The sequence below is a fragment of the Bradyrhizobium sp. 613_E4_N2_2 genome (assembly GCF_052075995.1).
GTDB lineage: Bacteria > Pseudomonadota > Alphaproteobacteria > Rhizobiales > Xanthobacteraceae > Bradyrhizobium > Bradyrhizobium barranii.
This window is the reverse complement of the sequence record NZ_CP197234.1, coordinates 8,448,320-8,473,410: the sequence shown is the minus strand read 5'-3', so window position 1 is coordinate 8,473,410 and position 25,091 is coordinate 8,448,320. Positions and strand designations below refer to the sequence as shown.

Annotated in this window: 23 protein-coding genes; 12 read left to right on the top strand and 11 right to left on the bottom strand. The window is 64.8% G+C overall.

Annotated elements, in window-relative coordinates; genetic code table 11:
- Positions 1-34: 34 nt before the first annotated feature.
- The gene (locus AB7290_RS40265; protein WP_354080286.1) at positions 35-4,861 is read right to left on the bottom strand and encodes an NAD-glutamate dehydrogenase; all 4,827 of its coding nucleotides are present in this window, start codon (positions 4,859-4,861) and stop codon (positions 35-37) included.
- A 307-nt stretch (positions 4,862-5,168) separates the two neighbouring features.
- The gene (locus AB7290_RS40260; protein WP_193560915.1) at positions 5,169-5,408 is read right to left on the bottom strand and encodes a hypothetical protein; all 240 of its coding nucleotides are present in this window, start codon (positions 5,406-5,408) and stop codon (positions 5,169-5,171) included.
- Between the two features lie 100 nt (positions 5,409-5,508).
- Between AB7290_RS40260 and AB7290_RS40255 the strand changes: the two genes are divergently transcribed.
- From AB7290_RS40255 to AB7290_RS40235, 5 genes are all read left to right on the top strand, one after another.
- The gene (locus tag AB7290_RS40255; RefSeq protein ID WP_085399993.1) at positions 5,509-7,665 is read left to right on the top strand and encodes a GumC family protein; all 2,157 of its coding nucleotides are present in this window, start codon (positions 5,509-5,511) and stop codon (positions 7,663-7,665) included.
- A 143-nt stretch (positions 7,666-7,808) separates the two neighbouring features.
- Positions 7,809-7,967 carry a hypothetical protein gene (locus AB7290_RS40250; RefSeq protein ID WP_166104648.1) on the top strand — a complete coding sequence of 53 codons (159 nt, stop codon included), beginning with the start codon at positions 7,809-7,811 and terminating at the stop codon, positions 7,965-7,967.
- A 176-nt stretch (positions 7,968-8,143) separates the two neighbouring features.
- Positions 8,144-8,467, top strand: a complete 324-nt coding sequence (locus AB7290_RS40245) for a hypothetical protein (RefSeq protein ID WP_085399994.1) — start codon at positions 8,144-8,146, stop codon at positions 8,465-8,467.
- 136 nt (positions 8,468-8,603) lie between these two features.
- Positions 8,604-9,905 carry an aminotransferase class V-fold PLP-dependent enzyme gene (locus AB7290_RS40240; protein WP_244623305.1) on the top strand — a complete coding sequence of 434 codons (1,302 nt, stop codon included), beginning with the start codon at positions 8,604-8,606 and terminating at the stop codon, positions 9,903-9,905.
- A gap of 165 nt (positions 9,906-10,070) precedes the next feature.
- The gene (locus AB7290_RS40235; RefSeq protein ID WP_085399998.1) at positions 10,071-10,511 is read left to right on the top strand and encodes a hypothetical protein; all 441 of its coding nucleotides are present in this window, start codon (positions 10,071-10,073) and stop codon (positions 10,509-10,511) included.
- Positions 10,512-10,537: 26 nt separating this feature from the next.
- Here the strand turns inward: AB7290_RS40235 and AB7290_RS40230 are convergent, their stop codons facing one another.
- Positions 10,538-11,560 (bottom strand): LLM class flavin-dependent oxidoreductase, encoded by a 1,023-nt coding sequence (locus AB7290_RS40230; RefSeq protein WP_085400054.1) that lies wholly within the window; start codon positions 11,558-11,560, stop codon positions 10,538-10,540.
- 30 nt (positions 11,561-11,590) lie between these two features.
- On the bottom strand, positions 11,591-12,520 hold the full coding sequence (locus tag AB7290_RS40225) for a LysR family transcriptional regulator (protein WP_085400000.1): 930 nt from the start codon (positions 12,518-12,520) through the stop codon (positions 11,591-11,593).
- A 107-nt stretch (positions 12,521-12,627) separates the two neighbouring features.
- On the opposite strand from AB7290_RS40225, the gene styA reads away from it, so the two are divergent.
- Together styA and styB are read left to right on the top strand one after the other, a co-directional pair.
- Positions 12,628-13,878: a styrene monooxygenase subunit StyA gene (styA, locus tag AB7290_RS40220; RefSeq protein ID WP_354080290.1), complete on the top strand. Its 1,251-nt coding sequence runs from the start codon at positions 12,628-12,630 to the stop codon at positions 13,876-13,878.
- Positions 13,879-13,884: 6 nt separating this feature from the next.
- On the top strand, positions 13,885-14,388 hold the full coding sequence (gene styB, locus AB7290_RS40215; RefSeq protein WP_085400003.1) for a styrene monooxygenase NADH-dependent flavin reductase subunit StyB: 504 nt from the start codon (positions 13,885-13,887) through the stop codon (positions 14,386-14,388).
- 78 nt (positions 14,389-14,466) lie between these two features.
- Here styB and AB7290_RS40210 read toward each other — a convergent pair whose 3' ends face one another.
- On the bottom strand, positions 14,467-15,558 hold the full coding sequence (locus tag AB7290_RS40210) for an AraC family transcriptional regulator (RefSeq protein WP_224580953.1): 1,092 nt from the start codon (positions 15,556-15,558) through the stop codon (positions 14,467-14,469).
- A 331-nt stretch (positions 15,559-15,889) separates the two neighbouring features.
- Between AB7290_RS40210 and AB7290_RS40205 the strand changes: the two genes are divergently transcribed.
- The 3 genes from AB7290_RS40205 (at position 15,890) to AB7290_RS40195 (ending at position 17,797) form a co-directional block, all read left to right on the top strand.
- Positions 15,890-16,090 carry a hypothetical protein gene (locus AB7290_RS40205; protein WP_244623307.1) on the top strand — a complete coding sequence of 67 codons (201 nt, stop codon included), beginning with the start codon at positions 15,890-15,892 and terminating at the stop codon, positions 16,088-16,090.
- Between the two features lie 3 nt (positions 16,091-16,093).
- Entirely contained in the window at positions 16,094-16,411 is a 318-nt protein-coding gene (locus AB7290_RS40200; protein ID WP_205124614.1) for a DUF1488 family protein, read from the top strand.
- 252 nt (positions 16,412-16,663) lie between these two features.
- Complete coding sequence (locus AB7290_RS40195; protein ID WP_071909205.1) at positions 16,664-17,797, top strand: alpha/beta hydrolase; 1,134 nt, start codon at positions 16,664-16,666, stop codon at positions 17,795-17,797.
- Between the two features lie 60 nt (positions 17,798-17,857).
- Here AB7290_RS40195 and AB7290_RS40190 read toward each other — a convergent pair whose 3' ends face one another.
- The 4 genes from AB7290_RS40190 to AB7290_RS40175 all read right to left on the bottom strand — a co-directional run bounded on the left by AB7290_RS40190 (position 17,858) and on the right by AB7290_RS40175 (position 21,528).
- Positions 17,858-18,571: a class I SAM-dependent methyltransferase gene (locus tag AB7290_RS40190; protein WP_135215953.1), complete on the bottom strand. Its 714-nt coding sequence runs from the start codon at positions 18,569-18,571 to the stop codon at positions 17,858-17,860.
- A complete protein-coding gene (locus AB7290_RS40185) occupies positions 18,568-19,026 on the bottom strand; it encodes an Rrf2 family transcriptional regulator (protein WP_085400006.1) in 459 nt (152 codons plus the stop codon). The genes AB7290_RS40190 and AB7290_RS40185 overlap by 4 nt, the downstream gene beginning before the upstream one ends.
- Before the next feature lie 228 nt (positions 19,027-19,254).
- Positions 19,255-21,276 (bottom strand): YgiQ family radical SAM protein, encoded by a 2,022-nt coding sequence (locus AB7290_RS40180; RefSeq protein ID WP_085400008.1) that lies wholly within the window; start codon positions 21,274-21,276, stop codon positions 19,255-19,257.
- Positions 21,277-21,372: 96 nt separating this feature from the next.
- Positions 21,373-21,528, bottom strand: coding sequence for a 3-keto-5-aminohexanoate cleavage protein (locus AB7290_RS40175; RefSeq protein ID WP_161495788.1), 156 nt, complete (start codon positions 21,526-21,528; stop codon positions 21,373-21,375).
- A gap of 98 nt (positions 21,529-21,626) precedes the next feature.
- Here AB7290_RS40175 and AB7290_RS40170 point away from each other — a divergent pair, with 98 nt between their 5' ends.
- Both AB7290_RS40170 and AB7290_RS40165 read left to right on the top strand, forming a co-directional pair.
- Positions 21,627-22,565 (top strand): DMT family transporter, encoded by a 939-nt coding sequence (locus tag AB7290_RS40170; protein WP_085400012.1) that lies wholly within the window; start codon positions 21,627-21,629, stop codon positions 22,563-22,565.
- 190 nt (positions 22,566-22,755) lie between these two features.
- Positions 22,756-22,896, top strand: coding sequence for a hypothetical protein (locus tag AB7290_RS40165; protein ID WP_162131457.1), 141 nt, complete (start codon positions 22,756-22,758; stop codon positions 22,894-22,896).
- Between the two features lie 6 nt (positions 22,897-22,902).
- On the opposite strand, the gene AB7290_RS40160 is transcribed toward AB7290_RS40165, so the two are convergent.
- Complete coding sequence (locus AB7290_RS40160) at positions 22,903-23,598, bottom strand: GntR family transcriptional regulator (protein ID WP_085400014.1); 696 nt, start codon at positions 23,596-23,598, stop codon at positions 22,903-22,905.
- Positions 23,599-23,606: 8 nt separating this feature from the next.
- Positions 23,607-25,019: an FAD-binding oxidoreductase gene (locus tag AB7290_RS40155; RefSeq protein ID WP_085400016.1), complete on the bottom strand. Its 1,413-nt coding sequence runs from the start codon at positions 25,017-25,019 to the stop codon at positions 23,607-23,609.
- Between the last annotated feature and the right edge of the window lie 72 nt (positions 25,020-25,091).

The following is a 25,091-nucleotide window of genomic DNA, read 5'->3' as shown; positions in this document are numbered from 1 at the left end:
CCGGCTAGGTTTCACATCGCTGCCTCGCACGCGCTCAGACTTTGACCAGGTCCCCCAGCAGGTTCGCCGCCACCGTCAGCTTGGCAAGCGTCAGGCCGCTGGCCGCAATCTCCTCGACCGAGCGGCGGATGCGCGCCGCTTCGGGGTGAGCCGCGAGCCAGGTCTCGACGGCCTGCTGGCCGGACTGGCCGGTTGCCAGCATATCCGCGGCCAGTCTTCGTTCGGCGCCGGCGATCTGCTCGACGGCGCGATCGACCGCCATGCGTTCGAAATAATCATTTGCCGGCACGCTGCGCGCGGCGGCGATGATGCGGTCGAGACGGAAATTGGCTTCCGCAGCGAAGAAGGTTGCGGCAGCATCGCCGATGGCGCGGGAGGTGCGCTCGGCGACCGTCACGATATCGGGTGCCGCGATCAGAGGGTCGAGATCGGCGAGCTCACCGGCGAGGCCGGCCGGGACGCCGGCATCGGTGAGCTCCTGGCGCCGCTTGCCGCGCGCGGCCTGCAGGTCCGGCGGCAGGGTGGTGTCGAGGGAGGCCGCGATCTCGCGGATACCCGGGCCAAAACGTCCGATCACCGCCTCGAGGCCGTCCTTGAAATCGACATTGCGCACGTACCAGACCATGCGGGAAATCAGGAGGTCCTGGACCGTCGCGTAGAGGCCGAGCTGCACCTGCCCGTCGATGCGGGTGTCGAGCGCGTCGATCGCGTCATTGAGCCGCCTGAGCTCGTAGATCGCGTCCACCGCCACCTGCGCCATGACGATGGTGGAGATATCGGCGTCGGTCTCGTCGGTCAGGCGCACGATACACGCCGGGCCGCCGCGGTTGATCACGGCATTGACGAGACTGGTCGCGATGATCTCGCGTCGCAGGCGATGGAGCTCGACCGCGGCCGGGAATCTATCGGGAACCTCGCGCGGAAAATACAGGGACAGTCTGCGGGCGAGATAAGGATCATCAGGCACGCTGGTGAGGAGCAGGTCCTCGTAGAGCGTCAGCTTGGCGTAGGCGAGCAGCACGGCAAGCTCGGGCCGTGTCAGGGCCTGGCCGCGCCGTGTACGCTCGGTGAGCGCTGCGTCGTCGGGCAGGAACTCCACGGCGCGGCTGAGCAGGCCGCGCTGCTCGAGCGACTGCATCAGGCGGGTGAGGAAGCCGGTCTCGGCCACGCCCTTGCGCTCGGCGAGCGAGAGCGCCAGCGTCTGCAGATAGTTGTTGCGCAGCACCAGCGTGCCGACCTCGTCGGTCATCGCGGCCAGCAGGCTGTTGCGATCGGCGAAGCTGAGGCGGCCCTCGCGCTCGGGGCGCGCCAGCGCGACCTTGATATTGACCTCGACGTCGGAGGTGTTGACGCCGGCCGAATTGTCGATGGCGTCGGTGTTGAGCTTGACGCCCTTCTGCGCCGCTTCGATGCGGCCGCGCTGGGTGACGCCGAGATTGGCGCCCTCGCCGATCACCCGGGCGCGAACGTCAGTGCCTGCGATGCGGATCGGATCGTTGGCACGGTCGCCGGCCTGATCGTCGCTCTCTGCAGATGCGCGGATATAGGTGCCGATGCCGCCAAACCACAGCAGGTCCGTGCGCGCTTTCAGGATCGCCGTCATCACCTCGAACGGCGTGGCCTGCTCCTTGTCGAGATCGAGCAGGCTGCGGACTTCCGGTGCGAGCGGGATCGCCTTGAGCGTGCGCGAGAACACGCCGCCGCCCTGCGAGATCAGCGACTTGTTGTAGTCCTGCCAGCTCGATCGCGGCAGGTCGAACAGACGCTTGCGCTCGGCGAAGCTGGTCGAAGGGTCGGGGGAGGGATCGATGAAGATGTCGCGGTGATCGAACGCCGCCACGAGCCTTGTCGCCGGCGAGAGCAGCATGCCATTGCCGAAGACGTCGCCGGACATGTCGCCGACGCCGGCAGCCGTGAACGGCATGGTCTGAATGTCGGTGCCGAGCTCGCGGAAGTGGCGCTTGACCGCCTCCCAGGCGCCGCGCGCCGTGATCCCCATCTTCTTGTGGTCGTAGCCCTGGCTGCCGCCGGAGGCGAAGGCGTCGCCGAGCCAATGGTTCTTCTCGGCCGAGATCGCGTTGGCGACATCGGAGAAGGTGGCGGTGCCCTTGTCGGCGGCGACCACGAGGTAGGGGTCGTCGCCGTCATGGCGCACAGTGGAATCGGGCGGCACGACGGCGTCGCCGTCGAGATTGTCGGTGAGCTCGAGCAGCGAGCGCACGAAGATGCGATAGGCCTCGGTGCCTTCCGCGAGCCAGGCGTCGCGATTGGACGGCGGCGGCAGCCGCTTGGGCACGAAACCGCCCTTGGCGCCGACCGGCACGATCACGGCGTTCTTGACCTGCTGCGCCTTCACGAGACCCAGGATCTCGGTGCGGAAATCCTGCGGCCGGTCGGACCAGCGCAAGCCGCCGCGCGCGACCTTGCCGAAGCGCAGGTGAATGCCTTCGACCCGCGGCGAGGAGACGAAGATCTCGTAGAGAGGCCGCGGCGCCGGCAAATCGTCGATCCGCCGCGCGTCGAACTTGAAGGAGATGACCGGACGCGGATGTCCATCGTCGCCGATCTGCCACAGATTGGTGCGGATGGTTGACTGCACCAGATTGGTGAAGCGGCGCAGGATGCGGTCTTCATCGAGCGAGGCGACGGATTTGAGCTGCTCCTCGATCTCGGCAAGGAGTGCCGTCTCGCGCGCCGAACGCTCGCGATCGGTAAGCACGAGGCGTGGATCGAGGCGGGTCTGGAACAGTGCGACGAGGGTGGCCGTGATCGCGGCGTTCTTGCGCAAGGTCTCCCACATGTAATCCTGGGTGAACGGAGCGCGGATCTGGTGCAGATAGCGCGACAGCGCCCGGATCGTCGAGACCTCGCGCCAGCCCAGCGCGGTGCGCAGGATCAGGGCGTTGTATCCGTCGGATTCGGCGCGATCTGTGACCACCGCCATGATCGAGGCTTCCAGGCGATGGCTGAATTCCGGATTGATCTCGATCGGCTGGCCGTCGCTGGTCTCGATCGTCATCTCATGCAGCCAGACCGGCTCCGGCCTGTTGCCGGGCACGATCTGATAGGTGCGTTCGTCGACCACGCGCAGGCCGTGATTTTCGATCACCGGCACGCGATAGGACAGCGATAGCGGTGCGGCGTCGGAGAACACCTTCAGGCCGAAGCGCCTGGGATCGTCCTCGCCCTTGTCGCGGTGCACCGAAATCGTCACCGGGCGGGCCGGCGTCAGCCTTTCGATGGTGGCGATGTCGGCGATGGCCTGCTCCGCCGTGAAAACCTCGGTATAGCCGCCGCTAAAGGCCTGGGCATAACGATTGGCGATCATGCGCGCCCGCATGCCGTCGGTCGACGCGGTGAGCGCGGCCTTCAGCTTGTCGGTCCAGGTCGCGGCAATGGCGCTGATGCCGGCTTCGAGCGCGGCGCGCTCGACGACGGGCGTTTTGCCTTCATAGCGCCCGATGATGAAGTGGACGCGCGCAAGTGCGCCCTCAGGGAACGATACGTAGGACGCCGACAGGGTCCCCTTGTAGACCTGCGACAGGAAGGCTCCGACCCGCGTGCGGACGTCGGTGTCGTATTTGTCGCGCGGAATGAAGGTGAGAATGGAGACGAAGCGATCGAACTTGTCGACCCGCGCCAGCGCCCGGACGCGCGGGCGCTCGTAGAGGATCAGGACCTCGATGACGAAATTGTAGAGCGTGTCGACGTCGATCTGGAACAGCTCGTCACGCGGATAATCTTCCAGGATATGCATGAGCGCCTTGCCCGAATGGCCGTTCGGGTCGAAGCCGGCGCGCTGCAGCACCCGCGAAACCTTGTGGCGCACATAAGGGATCTGCCGCACCGAGCGGGTATAGGCGCCGGAGGTAAACAGGCCGACGACGCGCAATTCGCCCTCGAGCCGGCCGTCGGGTGCATAGAGCTTGATCCCCACATAATCCATCCGGATGCGCCGATGGACGAGGCTTGAGACATTGGCCTTGATGACGATCAGCAGGGTCGGCTCGTGCATGAACTCGCGGATTTCCGACGTCATCACCACCATTTCGTTGCCGCGTCGCAGGACCTTCACGTCGGGATCGCGCAGGATGCCGAGGCCTTCGCCGCTGGTGATGTCGTCGGACGCATCGCTGTCGGGCGAGAAGCGATATTCGCGCACGCCGAGGAAAGTGAAATTGTCCGCGCAGAGCCATTGCAGGAACTGACTGGCCTCGGCGACCTCGTCGATCGGCAGCGGCGGCGGATTGGAAGCGAACGTCTTGATTGCTTCCTCGACGCGGTCACGCATGGCGCGCCAGTCGGTGACGCAGGCGCGGACGTTGTTCAACGCCCTGGTCAGTCCGTCGATCAGCTTCTGGCGATCGGCGTCGGCGTCCAGGCGGGTGATGTGGAGGTGGATCAGGCTTTCGCGCGCGCCTCTTGCGCCCTCCGGCAGTGCCTCGCCGTAGAACCGCAGCAGCTTGCCCTCGGCATCGCGCTCCACGGCGATGATCGGGTGGGCGACGAGGGTGACTTCGATGCCCTGCTCGGCGAGCTCCGCCATCGTGGAGTCGTACAGGAAAGGCATGTTGTCGTTGAGAATCTCGAGCACGGAAATCTCGCGCCCGTTCGGCAACGTCGGATTGACCACGCGGATATCGGCGCTGCCCGACGTGCGCCGCTGCACATGCTCCCAGGCTTGCTCCGCCAGGACGGCGAGCGAGGCGGCGTCGTAATTGTCGAGATCCTCGATATTGCTGTAGCCGAACAAGGGCTCGGCAAAGGCCCGCGGGCTCTTGCCCGGCGGCACGCTGCCTGCTGCATCGCGGATCAGGGTTGCCCGGGCCTTGTCGTCACGCCACGCCATCATGTCCTCCATTTGCCGCGCCGTCCGACCGCAGTCGCGATCCTCAGCCTAATTCTGGAGTGCATCTCGTCGAGCGCCGCGATCGCGTGGATAGGCAAGATCCCCGGTCTCGTGCGTCGGCAGCTTCCGACGACAATACTACGATCCCGGAGCGAAAGGCGCACGCTGTTGTGAGGCGTGCCGGAATTTCCGACAGTGGCTGGCGAGGCCGCCGAATCATCGAGGTGAGAAAATTACGAGCAATTTCAATTGTGTATGAGCTCGTGTTTTTATTCTCAATGGCGCGCTGGAGCACCGTTCCGATTGCGCTGCAGCGGCTCTAGTGATTGCGGGTCAGCTCCACGCCATCGACCACCATTTTCCATGTTCCCGCCTCCTGGTGAGGCGGCGTCGACACCTCGAATGTCGTCGGGAGGAATGCAATGCCGACGACGAAATGATCGCCTCGAACCGCCGCAGCGGGGCGTTGATCGACGTCGTGGTGGTCGCGCCAGCCCGGATCAACCGCACGCGCCGATGCCGCGCGGCGCATCGGCGCGCGCGTTAACAGATTGTTCATCGACCACGGCGCGGCAGCCGTAACCGCCGGTTAACCATGGATATTTACGGTGTAGCAAGCCTCTGAACCGGGGCTGTCAGTTGATTTCGAGTCCAATCCTATGGCGTTCGGTCGAAGCGCATCTCCGCGAAGCATCGCCCCGACGGAGCCTGCGGCTTCGTGGGAAGCGCCGCGGGCTGCGACGGCGAAGCCTGACAGCGCTGCTCCTGCGCTGATCAAGGGATCGCTGACCGTCACCGGTGCGCTCTCTTTCCTGCGCGAGAATGGCCGGCGCATCCTGACGCTGGCGCTGGCGCTGTTCGCCCTGGGCGTCATTGTCCTGATGGTCTTGCCGGTTCGATATGCCGCGACAGCCCTGGTCGTCGTCGATCCCCGCGAGCTGCGCGTCACCTCGGAGCAGGACGTGCTGCCGGGCATCGGCCAGGATGCCGCGGCACTCCAAAGCCAGATCGAGATCGCCAAATCGGACGGCTTTCTCCGCCCCCTGATCGAGCAGCTCAAGATCGCCGACGACGCGGACATCGCGGGCGGTTACACCGACATGACGCGCCTGCTCGAAAAATTTCGCAACCGTCTCGATATCTCGCGCCGCGGACTGACCTACGTCATTGCGATTTCATTCACCTCGAACAATGCGGAACGGGCCGCGCATTACGCCAATGCCATCGCCGAGGCGTTCGTCGCGAGCCAAGGCCGTGTCCGCACCGAGGCGACGGACGAGGCGGCCGACTGGCTCAAGGACCGGCTGAAGGCATTGAACGAGCGCCTGCGCGTATCAGAAGATGCCGTTGCCGCCTTCAGGTTCGAGCACAAGATCCTCAATGCCGGCAAGGATTCCACGACCCAGCAATTGCGGGTGACCGATCTCAATCAGCAGGTCTCCGCCGCTCGCGCGCGTACCGAGGAAGCCAAGGCGCGTTACGAGCAGGTGCAACGCGATCTCAAGGCCAATGTCGAAGGTCCGGTGAAGCAGGACCTTCTGAGCATGCTGCGCGCGCAGCGCTCGACCCTGAACGATCAGATCGCGCAGAAGAAAGCGGTGTACGGCGACCGCCATCCCGACCTCGCGATCTCCTACAGCCAGCTGGCTGACATCAACAGGCAGATCGAGGTCGAGCGGAAGAAGAACATCGACACGGTGAAGTCCGAATACGACGCCCAGCTGGAGCAGCAGAACGCGCTGGAAAAGCAGCTCAGGGCGGTCGAGACGCAGATGCTGGTCGACGGCCAGGCGCTCGTGAAGCTGCAGGAGCTGCAGCGTGACGCCGATGCCAACAAGAACATCTACGAGCAGTTCCTGTCGCGGTTCAAGACGACCAACGAGCAGCGCCAGCTGCAGAGCTCCCAGACCAAGATCGCCTCGCTCGCCATTCCGCCGATGCGCTCGACGCGTCCGCCCCTCGCCTTGCTGCTCGCGGCGCTCGCGATCGGCTCGATCCTGACCTCGACGGCGGCCGTTGCGGCGATGGGAAGCATGTCCGACGGGCCTGCGCCTGCCGAGGCTCCTGCTCAAACTCCTGCTCAGACTCTTGCGCGTGCTGAAGCGGCGGAGACGCAAGTCCAGCGACCGGGCCCGGCCGCGCGCCAGCCCGAGGCGATGCCGAACCTGCCTGTCTGGGCCCGCATTCCCGATCTGGCGCCTGGCGCCGTGGCCAACACCGTGTGGCAAAGGCCGATCACTGCCTCGGCCGAGCTCGACCTCGGCGCGTATCTGCGTCCGCTTCTCGAGCGGATCGATCGCGCGCCGGTGCGCGGCTGCAAGGTCGCCCTCGTGTTGTCGGTCGGCAAAGGCGCCGGCGGTAACACCGTTGCGCGCTCGCTCAATCGCGCGGCGGTGAATCGGGGCATGATGAGCGTGCTGATCCGGCTCCAGCCGGAATTCGCAGGTCACCAGCCTCCGGTAACCGAATGGCAGGACGGCTCCACCACGGCGGGGCTGCAGTCGATCGACGAGCTGTTGAGCGCCGGCAGAAAAGCCGATGCGCGGCCCGAGGACGATATTCGCTCGGAGTTCGATCTGATCGTCGTCCATGCGAGCAATCTCGCACTTCAGCCCGACGCCATCGCGCTGGCCGCGCACGCGGATCTGATCATCCCGGTGGTGCGCGCCGGCGAGCTCGGTTCGGCGGCGATGCGGCGGGTGACCGCTGCGCTGTCGAGATATGGCACCGTGCCGACCGGTCTCGTCGTCAATCACGCGCCGGCGGGTTCAGTGGCGCCTCACCCTGAGGGCAGCGCGTTGAGCCGGGCGGTTTGACGATGCCGACCGCTGGCAAGGCTGCGGCTCATGCCTGAGGCGCAGCGCGCAAGCGCACCTGTAATCTGCTTCACACGCAAACGCGCCCAATGACGCTAGATGAACTAGGGCCCGCCTCCGCGCGGCCCGGTTCGGAGCTGGCGATGATGGCTGCACTGGCAAAGGCGATATCCCGCGCGACGAGAACCAACGTTGATGTCGAAACCGTAAAGGTGCTCGTGATCTTCTCGGGCGCGGGCTTGCTGCTCTCTCTCGTGGCCGCGATGATCTACGGACAGGCCCTCAACGCCGCCTTGTTCTGAGATCGCGCGAGGCGACCGCGCTTCGACCCGAAGCAGGTCCTCATCCCCAGGAGCCCGCCCGAAGCGGGCATCTCGAAGGTATCCGCCTGCATTCGAGCCGTCATTGACGCCGCGAGGCGGCGCCCGCAGGATGCAGCGTCTCCAATGCACGACTATCTCGGCTCGGGATTGCGGCGATGACCTGTCAAGCTCACTCCGTAACGCTGGTGCTCATTGCCCGCATACCGCCCGAGGGTATCGAGGCCTTCCGCGCCTACGAGGATGCCGTCCTGCCGCTACTCCCTTCGTTCAACGGGCGTGTGGAGCGTCGTCTTCGAAATCCGGATGGCACGATCGAGGTGCACATCGTCAGCTTCGCATCCGATGCGGACTTTCAAGACTATCGCAATGATCCCCGGCGCCTTGCGCAAGCCGGGTTGCTGGAAAAATCATCCGCGAAGCTGGAATTGCTTGCGATGGCGGACGTCTCGCAATGGCCGGTGACATCGGCGCAGGGATGATCGGCGGCGCAATGACCGGGATGTAACCGGGCGCGCCGGGCATCATCGAACTGTCATCGCTTCGTCATGCGCGCTCTATGGATCGCTGCTCCCTTGGCCGCGCATCGTGGGGGCTGATATGCATCTGAATGAGACAATGTCGTCCGACCGCCGGTCGATCCTGAAGGGCCTCGCGGCCGCAGCCGTCACGTCCCTGGCGGCACCGGCCATGGCAGCCGATGGTCTGCCGGCGCAGCCGAGCGGCGCGGCGGCCGCCATCGCGACCGACAATGCCTATTGGACGGCGGTGAAGGCGCTCTATTCAGTGACGCCGGATGTCGTCAATCTGGAGAACGGCTTTTGGGGCATCATGGCCGAGCCGGTGAGGCGCGAGTTCATTCGCCAGACCGACATGGTCAACTATCAGAACACCTACTACGCGCGGCAGCGCGCGGGTGCGGATTTCGAGGCCGTGCGCATCAAGGTGGCCCAGGCGGTCGGCGCGGCGCCCGAGGAGATCGCGCTCACTCGCGGCGCGACCGAAGCGCTGCAGCTCCTGATCGGCGGCTACAACAAGCTGAAGCCGGGCGACAGCGTGCTCTACGCCGACCTCGACTACGATTCGATGCAGTACGCGATGAACGCGCTTAAGGCGCGTCGCGGTGTCGACGTGGTCAGGTTCGATGTGCCGGAGCCGGCCACCCGCCAGGCCGTGCTCGACGCCTATGCCCGTGCCCTCGAGGCGAATCCCAGGACCAGGCTCCTCCTCCTCACCCATGTCAGCCATCGCACCGGCCTCGTCATGCCGGTCGCCGAGATCGCCCGCATGGCCAGGGCCAAGGGCATCGACACAATCGTCGACGCCGCCCATTCCTGGGGGCAGATCGACTTCAGGGTGGGCGAGCTCGAGGTCGATTTCGTCGGCTTCAACCTGCACAAATGGATCGGCGCGCCGCTCGGCGTGGGCTTCCTCTACATCAGGAAGGACCGTCTCGCCGACATCGACCGCGACATGGGCGACGAGGACTTTGCGGAGACCGATATCCGCTCGCGGGTTCATACCGGCACGGTCAATTTCGCGACGGTCCTGACGGTGCCCGCGGCCGTGGCGCTCCATCAGCAGATCGGCGCGGCGGCAAAGCAAGCCCGCCTCCGCTATTTGCGTGATTACTGGGTGAGCCGCGCCCGCGGATTCAAGGACATCGAGATCCTGACGCCGGATGAGGTCGGCTCATATGGCGCGATCACGTCCTTCCGTCTCGCCGGAAAGACCAGCAAGGCGGACAACGACGCTATCGTCGTGAAGCTGAGGGACAGCCACAAGGTCATGACGGTGCGCCGGGCCGGCGTTGCCAAGGGCCAATGCATCCGTGTGACGCCGGCGCTCTTTACCGAGGAGGCCGATCTCGACCGCCTCGTCGAGGCGCTCGCCGTGGTCACGGGGACGAAGACGGGGTAGGCCCGGGCGCGGGACTGACATCACCACGAATTCACGGGACTTCATCCTCCGCGCATCTGACAAATGTCAGATGTGGGGCGTCCGTCAGTCTCCGCCGCCCCATTTTATCGGCCCACGGTCTGGTTTATCTCTGTCACTCCGGTGCCCTGCGCAAGGAGGAGACGCGTGCTCGACCATATTCTCAGATTCGTGACGCTCGGATCGATCATCGTTGGCATGGCTGCGATCTATGCGGCGCTACACACCAACAATCGGCGTCTGGGCGCGGACATCTTCCTTCGATATTCCGACCGGGTCTCCGACCTGCGACGCCGCCTTCCGGTCGCGGCATTCCTCGAGCGAGGGGCTGCCGGCGACATTGAGATCACACCGGAAGAGCGCCGGGCGGTACACGAGATCATTCATTCGATCTTCGAGCTCTACGAACTCAAGGTGCATGGCTTCTTTCCGCCGGCGATCTGGAAGATCAGGGAGCCCGATATCGAACGGCTGCTCTCGCTGCCGGTCTTTCAGCAGGAACTGGCGGGCCTGGAGGGCCGATATACGAGACATCCGCGTTTGACAGCTTGGCTTGAGAAGATCAGGGGTCAGCAAGAGACGGCCTGACTTTCTCAGTGAACCGGTCGACGGTCTCACCGCCAGCCAAGCGCCGGCGCGACGTGCTTCAAGATCGCCTCGATCGCATGGGCGCAATAGTCGACACCGAGCTGGTTCGGGATCGTCAGCAGCAGCGTATCGGCTTCGGCAACCGCCTCGTCCTGCTTGAGCTGCTCGATCAGTGCGTCCGGCTCGGCCGCATAACTCCGGCCGAAGATCGCGCGCGTTTGCGGGTCGATGAAGCCGATCTGGTCTTCGCCTCCGCGCTCCCCGCCGAAATAGGCGCGGTCGCGATCGTTCATCAGCGCGAAGATGCTGCGGCTGACGGACACGCGGGGCTCACGGGTGTGGCCTGCCTCCGTCCACGCGGCGCGATAGCTACGGATTTGCGCCGCCTGCTGCACATGAAAAGCTTCGCCGGTCTCGTCGTTCTTCAGCGTCGAGCTCTGCAGATTCATGCCGAGCTTCGCCGCCCACACCGCGGTCGCGTTCGAGCCGGCGCCCCACCAGATGCGTTCGCGCAGGCCTGCCGCATGTGGTTCGAGGCGCAGCAGTCCCGGCGGATTGGGAAACATCGGCTGCGGATTGGGCTCGGCAAAACCTTCGCCGCGCAACAGGTCCAGAAAGACCTCCGCGTGGCGCCGGCCCATGTCGGCATCGCTCTGGCCGTCAGCCGGGCGATAACCAAAGTAGCGCCAGCCGTCGATCACCTGCTCCGGCGAGCCGCGGCTGATGCCGAGCTGGAGCCTCCCGCCGGCGATGAGATCGGCGCTACCCGCATCCTCGATCATGTAAAGCGGGTTTTCGTAGCGCATGTCGATCACGGCCGTGCCGATCTCGATTGTGCTGGTTCTCGCGCCGACGGCGGCGAGTAGCGGGAAGGGCGAGGCCAGCTGGCGCGCGAAGTGATGCACGCGGAAATAGGCGCCATCCGCGCCGAGCTGTTCCGCCGCGACGGCCAGCTCGATGGATTGCAGCAGCGTGTCCGCCGCCGAGCGGGTCTGCGATTGCGGCGAGGGCGTCCAGTGTCCGAAGGACAGAAATCCGATCTTTTTCATGGGCGTCATTTAATGATGGCAGGGGCGGCGTCAACCGCCTGCTCTGGCGACGGGGGTATGCGACGGGGCTGGCGCGAAATGCTCGGCCCGTTCGACCAGGAGATCCAGGAAGGTTCGCGCGCGCAGCGACATCCACTGCGTCTCCGGATAGACCGCATGCAGGGGCAGCGCGGCGATGGTGTAGTCCGGAAGCACATGTTCGAGCTCGCCGCTGCGAAGGCCCTCCGCGGCATTCCACTCGGGCAGGATCGCGATGCCGAGATGCTGCATCGTCGCCTCCTGCATCGCATCGGCATCGTCGACGTGAATGGGTCCGTTGATCGATGCGACATGACGGCCGTGCTCGGATTCGAAGGCCCATTGGTGCGCCGGCGACATCCGTGAATAGACGATGCACTGGTGCGAGCTGAGATCGTCAGGTGTCCTCGGCAGCGGGCGGCCGTGCAGATAGGTGGGGGTCGCGACCAGATGGCGCTGCACGGTCCCGAGCCGGCGGGCGACCAGCGTGCTCGCCTCCAGGTTTCCAATGCGCAGCGCCAGCTCGATGCCTTCTTCCACCAGATTGACGAACCGCTCGCTGAAGCGGATGTCGACCCGCACTTCCGGATAATTCCGAACGTACTCGGCGATGACGGGCATCACGTAGCGCCGTCCGAACGACGACGGCACGCCGATCCGGAGCGTGCCGGTGGGGCGGGGTGCGGCCTGTTCGACACTCGACCGCGCCATGTCGAAGCTGTCGAGGATCTGCCGCGCGAGATCGTAGATCCGGTGCGCTTCGGCCGTCGGCTTCAGCGTGCGCGTCGTGCGCGAAAACAGCTGCGTGCCGAATTCGCTTTCAAGCATCGCAATGCGCTTGCTGATCGCGGGCTGGCCGATCCCGAGCTCCTTGGCCGCAGCCGAGAAGCTGCCGCCCTCCAGGGCGCGAACGAAAGCGCGCAGGCAATCGATCCGGTCCATAATTCATTCCGATCTGGAATAAATTATATCCCATTTATTCCGTGGTGCGCAACTCGGCGGGTCGCTAGGCTCCCTCAAAACAAGCATTCACAGGGGAGGAGACGAAATTGGCACGCCATATCGGAATTGTCGGCGCCGGCATCGCCGGCCTGCATCTCGCGCTTTACCTGCAGAAGCACGGCGTGGACGCGACAATCATCACGGATCGACCGCCCGAGGAATACAAGAACATCCGCCTGCTCAACACCGTCGCGCATCACCACGTGACGATCGCGCGCGAGGACTATCTCGGCGTCAATCATTGGAGCGATCCGAAGGACCATTATTACTACCACGACCACGTCTTCAATTTTCCGCAGCCGCTGAGTTTTCGCGGTGATTTCTCGAAGCCGAGCCGCGCCGTCGACTATCGGATCTATCTTCCTGCCCTGATGCAGGATTTTGTCAGCCGCGGCGGCAAGATCGAATACCGCCGCATCGAAGAGCGCGACATTCGTCCGCTGGTCGCCCGCTTCGATCTCCTGGTCGTCTCGACCGGGAAGGGCCCGCTGGGCCAGCTCTTCACTTACCGGCCGGAGCACACGCCCTATTCGCAGCCGCAACGGCGGCTGTGCGTCGGGCTTTACACCGGCGTGCGGCAGCCCGATCCCATGAACGTCACGCTCTCGGTGTCTCCAAGCCATGGCGAGATGATCGTGATCCCGACCATTACGTTCGGCGGTGTCGCCAACGCGCTGTTGATGGAGAATGTGCCGGGCGGCGACATGGAGGAACTGGCCACGCTCAGCTACGACGACAACCCGAAGCACTTCTTGAAGGTGCTGCTGGGCAAGCTCGAGAAGCACCACCCGACGACCTACGACCGCATCGACACCGCGCGGTTCGATCTCGCGCAGCCGCAGGACCTGCTGCAAGGCGGCGTGGTCCCGACGGTGCGCAACACTGTGGTCGAGTTCGACGACGGCAAATGCGCGATCGCGCTCGGCGACGTCCATGCGATCGTCGATCCCATGATGGGCCAGGGCGCCAATATCGCGTCCTATGCGGCCTTCGTGCTCGGCGAGGAGATCGTCAACGCCGACGCGCTCGACGTGCGCCTGTGCGAGAAGATCGAGCTGAAGCGACAGGATCGCGTGCTGGCGGCATCGCGCTGGACCAATGTGATGCTGCAGCCGCCGACGGAAGCGCTGGGCATGCTGATCGGCGCGATGAGCCAGAACCCGGCGCTGGCCAACGAGTTCACCGAGAATTTCAACTACCCGGACCGGCAGTGGGATCGCATCTGCACGCCGCAGCGCATCCAGGCCTGGATCGAGCGCATGTCGGCGCCGCCTGAGCCGGTCAGGGCGATTGCGTGAGGCCCGATGCGAGCGGAGGCTGAGGTGCAGCGCGCCAATCCGGCGTCATTCCGCGAAGCCGCGTCGCGCTTTGCGACCGGCGTCGCGGTGCTGACCGCGCTGGACGAGCACGGCCGCGTCTGCGGCATGACCGCGAACAGCTTTGTCACCGTCAGCTTGTCCCCGCCGACCGTGCTGGTGTCGGTCATGCCGGGACGCATGCACCGGGCGATCTCGGCGACTGGACGCTACTGCGTCAACGTCCTGCCCGAGCATGGCCGGGACCTGTCGCGGCACTTCGCGAGCCAGCCGAACACCGGCGCTGCTCCTGATTACGACATCGTCGACGGCCTGCCGCGTCTCTCCGGCTGCATGGCCTGGTTCGCCTGCGAGGTCACACGCCACGTCGATGTCAGAGACCACACGCTGATCATCGCCGAAGTTTCGAGCTGCGACTATCGCGACACCACGCCGCTGGTGTTCTTTTCCAGCCGGTATCATCTCGGGCCGGGCGTGCCGGTGGATCGGTGAGGGTTGCAGCGGTCCGCGGCTTGAGCGGATCTGGTGTTTTCCTGGCTGCATCGGGGCGCTTTGGCGTTACCGCCGGGACTAGCTTGCCCTGGCGTTCTTTGCGCGAGGGGGCGTATCGTTGACGTTGTCGGCGCGCTTGGGATCGTCCGCGGCACGCCATTGTCGTGGCGTCATTCCGGTCCAGCGCCTGAAGGCGTGGGTGAATGCGCTGACTTCGCCATAGCCGAGCAGCCAGGCGGTTTGCGAAATCGGCAACTCGTCCTTTTTCAAATAGCTTTTGGCGAGGTCGATTTTCAGCTCGTCCATAATGCCGGTGAAGGTCAGTCCTTCCGACGCGAGGCGCCGCGCCAACGTGCGGTGGCTCATGCCGAGCCGGCGCGCGATCTCCTCAGCCCGTGCCTCGCGATGGGGAAGCAGTGGCGCGATGGCATTCTCGACGCTCGATCTGAGCGAAACTCCCCCAGGCTTCCGATGTGCAAGCGCCTCCTCGCAGAAGGTCACCAGCAGATCGTTCAAGTGGTGATCGGCACTTTCGATGGGCATCTGTCCCACGGACTGAGGGAAGGCGATCTCATCGACGTCTGATCCGAACTCGATCTCGCAACCAAGGAACGACCTGACCTCCGCGGGCATCGCTCGACGGCGATGGGCGACTTTGACACGGCTTGGCACCACGCGGCGGTTGGTCAGTGCGCGGTTGATTCGAATGATAGAGGTCACCCAGAATTCGATCTGGTGCCGATCTGACCGCCGTTCCACGCCGACATAGCTCAACGCAATCGCCATGTCCTTCGCGGCAAATCGCAGTGAAATTCCCTCGTTCGCGAGGCGGCAATAGCGCTCCGTCTTTGACAAGGCTTCAGCGACTGTCCCGGATGAGGCCGCGACATAGTAGAGCAGGCCGATCTCACGAAGGTCGAAGTCCCGTGCCAGGTGAAATCCCAGGGCGTCGTCGTGCAGCGCCTCGGCACCAAGCTCCAGAAACTTGATCTGGCTTTCAACGCTCAGCCGCGCCTTGCGGTCTTGGATCTGCTCGAGGGTCAATCTGGCCTTGGACAGCAAGCCGTCCGCCTGAATGCCGGCTTCGCGCAGGCGGGCCCACACCAGGCGGGCGATGCCGCCGGTCGCACTGGGCATGGCTTGCAATTGGGGCGAACGGGCAGCAGCCACATCGAACCCTTTCGTCGTTGCCGCTGCGGCCTTGAGTTCTCGGCTCGCGCATCGGGATCGCGGCATAGAAAATCAAGTTATTGGCTCACGATAACAAGAAACCGGGTGTCATGTGACTTAAATCGGCGATCTGTCCCCCTAGGTGCGTCGTCTGTACTCGGGGGCGAACCCACCCCGAAAAAGCCCGAAGGCCTTGATGTCCAGCTGCGATGGCGCGCCGCCTATAAACGTGAAGATATTGCGAAGTTACGGAAAATTGCTCGGAATTCCTCATATCGCTCATGGCCCACGGACGGTTGCGCTTGAGCGCGTTGGCGATTGCGAGATCAACATGTTCGAAACGCTTGAAACCGGTTCAGCTGCGGCGCCCCTGTTCTGGATGGAGCTGTTCGATCTTCGCGTTCACGCCTCGCGCGACAGCCGCGGATGCCACAACATGAGCGACGCAGTCGCAGCGTTCAACGATTTTGCTTCGCAGGCGAGCCGCCTGGCGGAGGTGCCGCCGTGCGACACCGGCGAAGCCGTAGGCTGACAATTGCCGCGTCCACCGAGAGTATTCCCAGCGGAAAACGCAGCGCTTCTGACGCGCGGCCAGATTCTTGGCTACGACACGGAGCGGATGGCGTTTCTGTTTACGATGACGTATGGCGCCAGCATCGTCGACTGCGAGATAAGCAGCGTCGCGCTGGACGACCTTCACGGCTCGAAGGGCACGCGTCCCGACGAAAGGGAGACCCAATTCAGGTGTCTCCGCGACGCGGTCGAGCGCCTTGCATCATACGCTTTCGAACAGCAGGGCAGGCGGCAGCGCGAGCGGCTCCGCATCTTCTCCAAGCACGTCAAGGCGCTCTGACGACCGCCAAAGCAAGGCCGCCGCCAACAACGGCAACGCATATGCAATTTGTGCCACGTGAGATGCTCGACATCTCCCTCTTAAACATTTCACTCGACCATGGTCTGCAAGACCGGGTTCCGCAGTTGTCGCCGGCTGGGTGTTGCCGCGCCGTGACATCCAGGCACGCTCAGCCGGCATAGACTGGTCGATATCCGGTGCCCCTTCCGTTGCCCGGATGGTGAGTTATCGCGCTCTTGCGTCCAGTTGTGAGTGTTGCCGGTGGTCCGGACGAGTCGCATCAGTGCTCCAGCAGTTTTGTTGGCTTTGTCGATCGCAGCAGTCCTGGGCGGCTGTGCAGGACGTCCGTCGCAGGGCGTGCTTGTTCCGACAGCGCAGGTCGCCCCCGGAAACACAAATGTCCCGATCTACGTCGTCACCAATCGCAAGCGATCCGACGTCGATCCCGGTGAGATGTTCAGCGGGGACCGTTCGGACGAGTTGTCCTTTGCCGAGGTGACTGTCTCGATCCCGCCAGATGCCGCGCGGAAGATCGGCGAAGTGCAGTGGCCCGCGAGCCTGCCCGGCGACCCCCAACGGGATTTCACGACTGTGTCGGCCGACTATCTCGACAAGACGCATTTCGCTGCGTCTGTCGCCGCGGCGATGAAGCAGTCCGGTCGCAACAAGGTGCTTGTCTTCGTCCACGGCTTCAACAACCGCTTCGATGATGCGGTCTATCGCTTCGCGCAGATCGTGCACGACTCCAAAGTGCCGGTCGTTCCCGTGCTTTTCACCTGGCCATCGCGCGGCGAGCTGAGGCTGCGCGCGTATACCTATGACCGGGAAAGTGCCAATTTTTCGCGTGACGCGCTCGACAATCTGTTGAGCACGCTCGACGCCTCGCCTGCCGTCGGCGAAGTTTATCTTCTGGCTCATTCGATGGGCAATTGGATCGCACTGGAAGCACTGCGAACGCGGGCGATCCGCGCCCCGGCTGTCGCGTCGAAGCGCAGCAAGCTGAAGAATGTGATGCTGGTGGCACCCGACGTGGATGTCGATGTCTTCCGCTCGCAACTGAACCGGATGAGCGGCGCGCGGCCCCCCATCTCGTTGTTCGTCTCGCGTGACGACGGCGCGCTCTCGCTGTCGAAGACGATCTGGGGAGACGTCGCCCGCCTGGGCGATATCGACCCGACCCAGGAGCCTTATCGAACTGAGCTCGCGCGCGACCGGATCGACGTCTACGACCTGACGAAACTGGCGGTCGCCGGCGACGACGCCCACGACCGGGCTTTCGAGCAGGTAGGCCCGGTTGTCGCAATGATCCGCCAACGCATGGCCCAGGGCCAAGCGCTGGGTGAACAGAAGGCGGCCGCGGGCCCGCTCGCGCGGCTTGCGGAGTAGCGCGAGAGGCAGGCCCTGCCTGGCTTTTTCATGGCGACGTGTCGACGAGGCCGTGACGTCTCAGGCGTAGGCCACCCAGCCGCGGAACGTGAAGCCGGTATAGAACAGGGTCGGGTCGGAGAAGCCTGCGTCGCGCAAGATCACGACGTCCTGCTCTGGTGCCAGAATGCTCAACTGGCCGTCGACCGCCTTTCGCGCGGCGGCCGCCTTGTCGGGCTCGACTCCGGCTGCGGCGAGAAAGGCCGAATAGCGCGAGAGCCAAAGCGGCCGTTCATCGTCGTTGCCGGGGATGCTGAAATGGGCCGCGACGAACGGCGCGCCGGGCTTGAGGCGGCGGCGGATTTCGGACGCTATTCGCAGCCGTTCCTCGACATCGACGAAATGCAGGGTCAACAGGCACGTCGCGCCGTCGAACGGCCCCTCCGGCGCATCGTCGATATAGCCTTGATGCAGATGCGCGCGCGACACGAGCGGGCCCAGCGTCTGCTTCGCGAGATTCAGCATCGCCGCGGACGGGTCCACGCCATCAAAGGTCCAGCGCGGCTGCGCTTGCGCAAAGGCATTCAGCTCCAGGCCGCCGCCGGCGCCAAGAACAAGTATTCGCGCATCTTCACGCGCACGCTCGCCCAAAAGGATCGCCGCCATGGACAGCATCGAATTGTAGCCGGGAACAAACCGTGGCGGCCCTTCGGTGTACTTCGCCACCATCTGCGGATCGGAGAACGCGTTTTGAATGTCGGTCACGATGTTGTCCTGCTGAGGGGAGTCGGTCACGCGTGATGCGCGCTCATGCTGTGAAGCTTTCGCGCACCCAGGCGCTTGCGCAGATCGTCGCTCAGCATCGCCAGCGACACTTCGGCAAAGCGCGACAGCAACAACGCCTCTGCATCGTCAAAGGCCTGATCGAGCGCGGCATTGACGGCCTGCTCGACCAGGCAGCCAGGCGCCTCGGTCCGGTTGCCCATGGCCAGAATCGAGGGGCTGCCGAGCGCGGTGTAGACATCGCGCAGCGTCACCTTCGACAGATCGCAAGCCAGCGTCCAGCCGCCGCCGTGCCCCTTCTCGGAGCGGACGTAACCGAGGTCGCGCAGGCCCGCCATGATGCGGCGGATCACCACCGGGTTGGTGTCCATGGCCTTCGCCAGGGTCTCGGACGTGAACGGGCCAGGCTGCTGCGCCATGTGCAGCAGGACGTGGAGCACGCCTGATAATCGGCTGTCTCGCTTCATGTAACTTCATATGTTACATGATGGCGCCGAGGTCAACCCGTTTCGGTGCGAGCGTAAGGGGCGCGTTGCCATCCCGCGCCCGTTTTGCCCGACGGGTCAACGTCGCCGCAGACCGCCTAAGCCATTGATCCCGCTCATGCCGTCTACTGTGCATGGGGTTGTTTTCGACATTTTTGCTTTGGGGACACAACAGCCGCGGGCTGAACCGGATCTCATCCGGCTCTGCCGCTACTTCATCACCCGCAGGCCCTTGGTCGTAAACCGCTGCGTCTTGCCGCCGGGGCGCACCGGTCGCCGTGTGCCGGCGGCCTTGCCGGTGCCGGGCGGCTGATGCGCGGGCACGAGCTGGTCGGGACGCGAGCCGATCAGGTCGCGGCGGCCCATCTCGATCAAGGCCTCGCGGAGCACCGGCCAATTGTCGGGGTCGTGATAGCGCAGGAAGGCCTTGTGCAGCCTTCGCTGGCGCAGGCCCTTGATCGCCTCGACCTTGTCGCTGCCGCCGCGGCGTACGCCGCGCAGCGGGTTGACGCCGGTGTGGTACATCGCGGTTGCGGTCGCCATCGGCGAGGGCAGGAAGGTCTGCACCTGATCGGCGCGATAGCGGTTCTTCTTGAGCCAGAGCGCGAGGTTCATCATGTCCTCGTCGGTCGTGCCCGGATGCGCCGCGATGAAATAGGGGATCAGGTAATATTTCTTGCCGGCCTGCTCGGCCGCGGCATCGAACATCCGCTTGAACTGGTTGTAGGCGCCGATGCCCGGCTTCATCATCTTGTCGAGCGGGCCGCGCTCGGTATGTTCAGGGGCGATCTTCAGATAGCCGCCGACGTGATGGGTGACGAGCTCCTTGATGTATTCGGGGCTCTCGACCGCGAGGTCGTAGCGCACGCCCGAAGCGACCATCACCTTCTTGATGCCCTTGGTCTCGCGCACCTTGCGATAGAGCCGGATCAGATCGTCATGCGAGGTGTTGAGGTTCGGGCAGATCTCCGGGAAGACGCAGGACGGCCGCCGGCACGCCGCCTCGACCTTCGGATCCTTGCACGCCATCCGGTACATGTTGGCCGTGGGGCCGCCGATGTCGGAGATCACGCCGGTGAAGCCCGGCGTCTTGTCGCGGATCTTCTCGATCTCACGCAGGATCGAGCCTTCCGAGCGGTTCTGGATGATGCGGCCCTCGTGCTCGGTGATCGAGCAGAAGGTGCAGCCGCCGAAGCAGCCGCGCATGATCGTGACCGAGAACTTGATCATGTCCCAGGCGGGGATTTTTGCTTCGCCATAGGACGGATGCGGCGCGCGCGCATAGGGCAGGTCGTAGACCGCGTCCATCTCGTCGCTGGTCAGCGGGATCGGCGGCGGGTTGAGCCAGAGATCGCGATCGCCGTGACGCTGCACCAGCGGGCGGGCATTGCCGGGATTGCTTTCACGATGCAGCACGCGCGAGGCGCGCGCATAGGCTTCCTTGTCCTGCTCGACTTGCTCCAGCGCCGGCAGCCGGATGACGGTCGCACCCTTCTGGCGCGTTGCGCCCTCGTCGGCGGAATCGAGATCGTCGGCGTGCAGTTCGCTGTAGTCCTCCGGGACGCGGCGGAACAGCGCGACGCCCCTGATGTCGCTGAGCTCGCGCGGTGCTTCGCCGGCGGCAAGACGGTTGGCCACCTCGACGACGGCACGCTCGGCATTGCCATAGAGCAGCAGGTCCGCCTTGGCGTCGGCCAGCACCGAGCGGCGCACCTTGTCGGACCAGTAATCGTAATGTGCGATCCGGCGCAGCGAGGCCTCGATGCCGCCGAGCACGATCGGGACATCCTTGAACGCCTCGCGGCAGCGCTGCGCGTAGACGACGGTGCAGCGGTCCGGCCGCTTGCCGCCTTCGCCGCCGGCCGTATAGGCGTCGTCGCTGCGGATGCGCCGGTCCGCGGTGTAGCGGTTCACCATGGAGTCCATGTTGCCGCCGGTGACGCCGAAAAACACTTTTGGCTTGCCGAGCGCCTTGAACGGATCGGCCGAATGCCAGTCGGGCTGGGAGATGATGCCGACCCGAAAGCCCTGCGCCTCCAGCAGCCGGCCGATGATGGCCATGCCAAAACTCGGATGGTCGACATAGGCATCGCCTGTCACCAGCACGATGTCGCAGGCATCCCAGCCGAGCGCGTCCATCTCGGCGCGGCTCATGGGAAGGAACGGCGCCGGCTTGCGCGGGCGCGCCTGCGCCATCAGGGGCTTTTCGGCGGTGATGATCTGGATGTCCATGGCGCCTACGCATAGGACTCCGGGCGTACGAATACAACCGACGGACGCGTGAAGATTTGCGGTTCCGCCAGGGGCTATCCGGCTTGCGGGAGTGCGTTAACCGTTCGCGAACCCTTGCCGGACCTCGGCAGTCGTGGCCGGCTCGCCGCCATGCTGGCGGACCATCCGCACGGCATTCCCGACGAGGCGGAGATTGGTCACCGTCGAGCCCGGCAGCGCCGCCTCGATCCAGACCTTGCGCAAGGCGAGCATCGCCTCGCCGCCCGGAACAGTGCGCGTGCCGCATATGCATATGAGCGATCCGTCTTCCGGGTTCTCACCGCGGCCGACATCGGATATCCGATTGCTCCATGGGCAAGGAAATTTCCGACGGCGGTGACGACGCCGGTGCGGCGCCGTCCACCGAGGCCTGGCTCGGTGCGGTTGCGCTGATCGGCTTCATCCTGGTGGCGACCGCGCAGGCCTCAAATCAGATTCTGGCGCGGGGCCTCGCGGGCTCCGTCCCGCCCTTCGCGCTCGCCTTCTTCCGCTGGAGCATCGTTGCCATCGGGCTCGCGCCGATCGCGTTCGCCGAAATCCGCGCCGGCCGCGTGCCACTTGGCAAGAACATCTGGCCGATCCTCGCCGCCGGCTTCATGGGCATGTTCCTCTGCGGCGGCCCGGTCTATGCCGCGGGCATCTCGACGACGGCGATCCACATCGCGTTGATCATGGCGCTGTCGCCGGTCACGGTGCTGATGATCTCTGCGGTGCTCGGCATCGAGCAGGTCGGCCCGCTGCAATGGCTCGGCACGGCGCTTGCGCTCGCCGGCGCCTTGCTCATCATCTCCGGCGGTCATCCGGAGACCTTGTTCGCACTGGAGACCGCAGCGGGCGACGGCCTGGTCGTGATCGCGATGCTCGGCTGGTCCGGCTACACGCTGCTGCAATCGCGCGCGGCGCCCAAGGCGTCGCTGCTGGCGCGCATGAGCCTGTTCGCAGGCGCCGGCGCGCTGTTCTCGCTGCCGCAGGCGCTGATCGAGATGTGGACCACGCCGGCGCAGGTCTTCAGCACGAAAGCGGTGTCGGCTTACGTCTTCGCCGGGATCGTTCCCGGGCTGCTCGCCTATGCCGGCTTTGCCTGGCTCGGCGGCAAATTCGGTTCGGTCCGAACCTCGCTTGTGCTTTATCTCGGACCGATCGCGAGCGCCCTTCTGTCGTTCGCAATTCTCGGTGAACCGCCAAAACTGATCCATCTGTTCGGCGGTGTGCTGATCCTCGGCGGGGTCTGGGCGAGCCTGCGCAAATAGTTCCATTGATCGGAGTTGTGGTTCATCCGCAGGAACCAACCGCCTCCGCGAACATTCTGATCAAGGGACCGGTGCGAGCCATGCTCGCGCGCGCCCCGACCATCCCGGCGCCAGTGCCGTAACCGGATTTTGCCTCGACGCTTCGTTTCGGGGCGATGGGGGACTTGTGAGTACGGTCATAGAGAACTTGTTGTCACGGAAGCAGAAGCTTGTGGAACAGCTCGAGAAGGCGCAGTCGGTCGACGATCGCGACAAGATCGAGCACCAGCTCGAACAGATCAACACCGCGCTGGATTTTCTGGACAGGCCGGGATCGAAGGACGCGGGGTAGTAGCGCTCAGTCCACCTTCAGCGCCTCCACTATCAAGGCCTCCACTTTCAAGGCCTTGGCATAGGCCAGGCCGGAATTGGTGATGTGCGTCGTCATCAGCGCTTCGAACGCCGCGAACTCGCCGCGCGCGAACAGATCGAGCAGCTTGCGATGCTCGTCGAAGGACGAGCGGGTGCGCACGTCGATCGGCGACGTCAGGTTGGTGCGCAGCGCGGCGACGCGGCCCGAGACGAGCTGGTAGGATTCGATGAGATAGCGGTTGCCGCAATGCGCGAACAACCCTTCGTGAAAGCTCGCATCGGCGCGGCCATAGGCGATGTTGTCCTTCGCCGCGATCGCCGGCTCCATCGCCGCGATTGCCTCGCTCATCGTCGCAATTGCGCCGTCGCGATCGTGACGAAACGCGAGCTCGGCGGCCTTGGGCTCGAGCGCGATCCGGAAGGTGCAGAGCGCAGTGATGTCCTCCGCGCTCGGCGTGAACACGAAGCTGCCGACCTGCGGCCGGATCACGACCAGCCCCTGCGCCTGCAACTGGCCCATCGCCTCGCGCACCGGCGTGCGGCTGACGCCGAAGGAATTCGCCACCATCTCCTCGGAGATGGCGGCGCCGAGCGCGAACTCGCCGTCGATGATGGCCTGGCGCAGCCGCAGCACCACCCGCTGCGACAGCGATTTCGGCGTATCGAGCTTGAGCGATCGCATCTGCTGTCTCAGATCACCTTGCCGGGATTGAGCAGGTGATCGGGGTCGAGCGCGGCCTTCAGCGTCCGCATCAACGCGATCTCGGCTTCGCTCCTGGCATGGCCCAGCCACTTCTTCTTCAGCGTGCCGATGCCGTGCTCGGCGGAGACGCTGCCGCCCAGCTCGCGCACCAGACCGTAGATGATCGCGTCCATCTCTTCCTTCGGCTGCTGCTCGACGGAAAGACCGGTGACCCAGGACACGAGATGCAGATTGCCGTCGCCGATATGGCCGTAATAGACGCTCTCGCACCCCTTGATGCCGGAGGCCAACGCGGCCTTGCAGCGCGTGACGAATTCGTCCATGCGCGCCACCGCAAGCCCGATGTCGTAGGAGATGTGCGGGCCCAGCACCTGGCCGAACTCGGCGCAGATGTCGCGCACGCGCCAGAACGCCTGCGTCTGCGCCAGCGATTGCGCCACGGCGGCATCTGCGAGCAGCCCGCGCTCCATCAGCTCTTCGAGCCAGGCCTGGAAACGCGGTGCATCCAGGCTCTCGTCGGTGCCTTGGGCCTCGACGAGCACGTAGAGACCGTGGCCTGCGGCGACCGGCGGCTTCACGCCGGCGCGATTCGTGATCACGTCCCAGTAATCCGGCCACATCACCTCGAAGGCCGACAGCAGCGGGCCGAGCCCGCTGCGCGCGGCACCGAGCAAGTCGATCACCGCGGCATAGTCCTTCAGCGCGCACAGCGCCGCCATGGTCGAGCGCGGTTTCGGGAACAGCCGCAACACCACGCGGGTGATGATGCCGAGCGTGCCTTCGGAGCCGATGAAGAGATGCTTGAGGTCATAGCCCGCGTTGTTCTTCATCAGCTTGTTGAGGCTGGTGATGATGGTGCCGTCGGGCAGCACCACCTCCAGGCCGAGCACCAGTTCGCGCGTCATGCCGTAGCGGATCACGCGGTTGCCGCCGGCATTGGTGGAGAGATTGCCGCCGATCGCGCAGGAGCCGCGCGAGCCGAGGTCGAGCGGAAAGAAGAAACCGGCTTCGTCCGCGGCCTTCTGGATCGTCTCCAGCGGCGTGCCCGATTTCACCGTCATCGTCATTGACGCCCGATCGATCTCCTCGATGCCGGTCATGCGCTCGAGCGAGATCGCGACCCAGCCTGCTTCGGGCGATGCGCCGCGGCACAGCCCGGTCAATCCACCCTGCGGCACGAAGGGCAGTCGCGCCTGCCGGCAGGTCCCAATCGCATCGGCAACGCCTTGCGCATCGACCGGTCGGATCACCGCAAGCGGCGCTTGTGGCAGGCTCGCGCTCCAGTCGTTGCAATTGCGCGCCGGCACGTCGGTGCCAACAAGCACGGCGGCCGCGCCGAGCTTGTCGCGCAAGGCGCCGAGCAACTGATCGGGACGCTCAATGGGGCTCACCATGTTCATGCGAGACCTCCTCGGAATCTGGCTGCGTCTCATGCGCGCCGTGATGGTGGAAAGGATTTGCGTCCGCCTTGT

Excerpts from the sequence above, each read along its gene's own strand:
- AB7290_RS40250 (WP_166104648.1), top strand. The coding sequence starts at position 7,809 with ATGATGGCTGCACTGGCAAAGGCGATATCCCGCGCGACGAGAACCAAC.
- AB7290_RS40240 (WP_244623305.1), top strand. The coding sequence starts at position 8,604 with ATGTCGTCCGACCGCCGGTCGATCCTGAAGGGCCTCGCGGCCGCAGCC.
- AB7290_RS40185 (WP_085400006.1), bottom strand. The coding sequence starts at position 19,026 with ATGAAGCGAGACAGCCGATTATCAGGCGTGCTCCACGTCCTGCTGCAC.
- AB7290_RS40160 (WP_085400014.1), bottom strand. The coding sequence starts at position 23,598 with ATGCGATCGCTCAAGCTCGATACGCCGAAATCGCTGTCGCAGCGGGTG.
- AB7290_RS40245 (WP_085399994.1), top strand. The coding sequence starts at position 8,144 with ATGACCTGTCAAGCTCACTCCGTAACGCTGGTGCTCATTGCCCGCATA.
- AB7290_RS40155 (WP_085400016.1), bottom strand. The coding sequence starts at position 25,019 with ATGAACATGGTGAGCCCCATTGAGCGTCCCGATCAGTTGCTCGGCGCC.
- AB7290_RS40225 (WP_085400000.1), bottom strand. The coding sequence starts at position 12,520 with ATGGACCGGATCGATTGCCTGCGCGCTTTCGTTCGCGCCCTGGAGGGC.
- styB (WP_085400003.1), top strand. The coding sequence starts at position 13,885 with ATGCGAGCGGAGGCTGAGGTGCAGCGCGCCAATCCGGCGTCATTCCGC.
- AB7290_RS40260 (WP_193560915.1), bottom strand. The coding sequence starts at position 5,408 with ATGAACAATCTGTTAACGCGCGCGCCGATGCGCCGCGCGGCATCGGCG.
- AB7290_RS40255 (WP_085399993.1), top strand. The coding sequence starts at position 5,509 with ATGGCGTTCGGTCGAAGCGCATCTCCGCGAAGCATCGCCCCGACGGAG.
- AB7290_RS40230 (WP_085400054.1), bottom strand. The coding sequence starts at position 11,560 with ATGAAAAAGATCGGATTTCTGTCCTTCGGACACTGGACGCCCTCGCCG.
- AB7290_RS40265 (WP_354080286.1), bottom strand. The coding sequence starts at position 4,861 with ATGGAGGACATGATGGCGTGGCGTGACGACAAGGCCCGGGCAACCCTG.
- AB7290_RS40175 (WP_161495788.1), bottom strand. The coding sequence starts at position 21,528 with ATGCTCGCCTTGCGCAAGGTCTGGATCGAGGCGGCGCTGCCGGGCTCG.
- AB7290_RS40180 (WP_085400008.1), bottom strand. The coding sequence starts at position 21,276 with ATGGACATCCAGATCATCACCGCCGAAAAGCCCCTGATGGCGCAGGCG.
- AB7290_RS40170 (WP_085400012.1), top strand. The coding sequence starts at position 21,627 with ATGGGCAAGGAAATTTCCGACGGCGGTGACGACGCCGGTGCGGCGCCG.
- AB7290_RS40205 (WP_244623307.1), top strand. The coding sequence starts at position 15,890 with ATGTTCGAAACGCTTGAAACCGGTTCAGCTGCGGCGCCCCTGTTCTGG.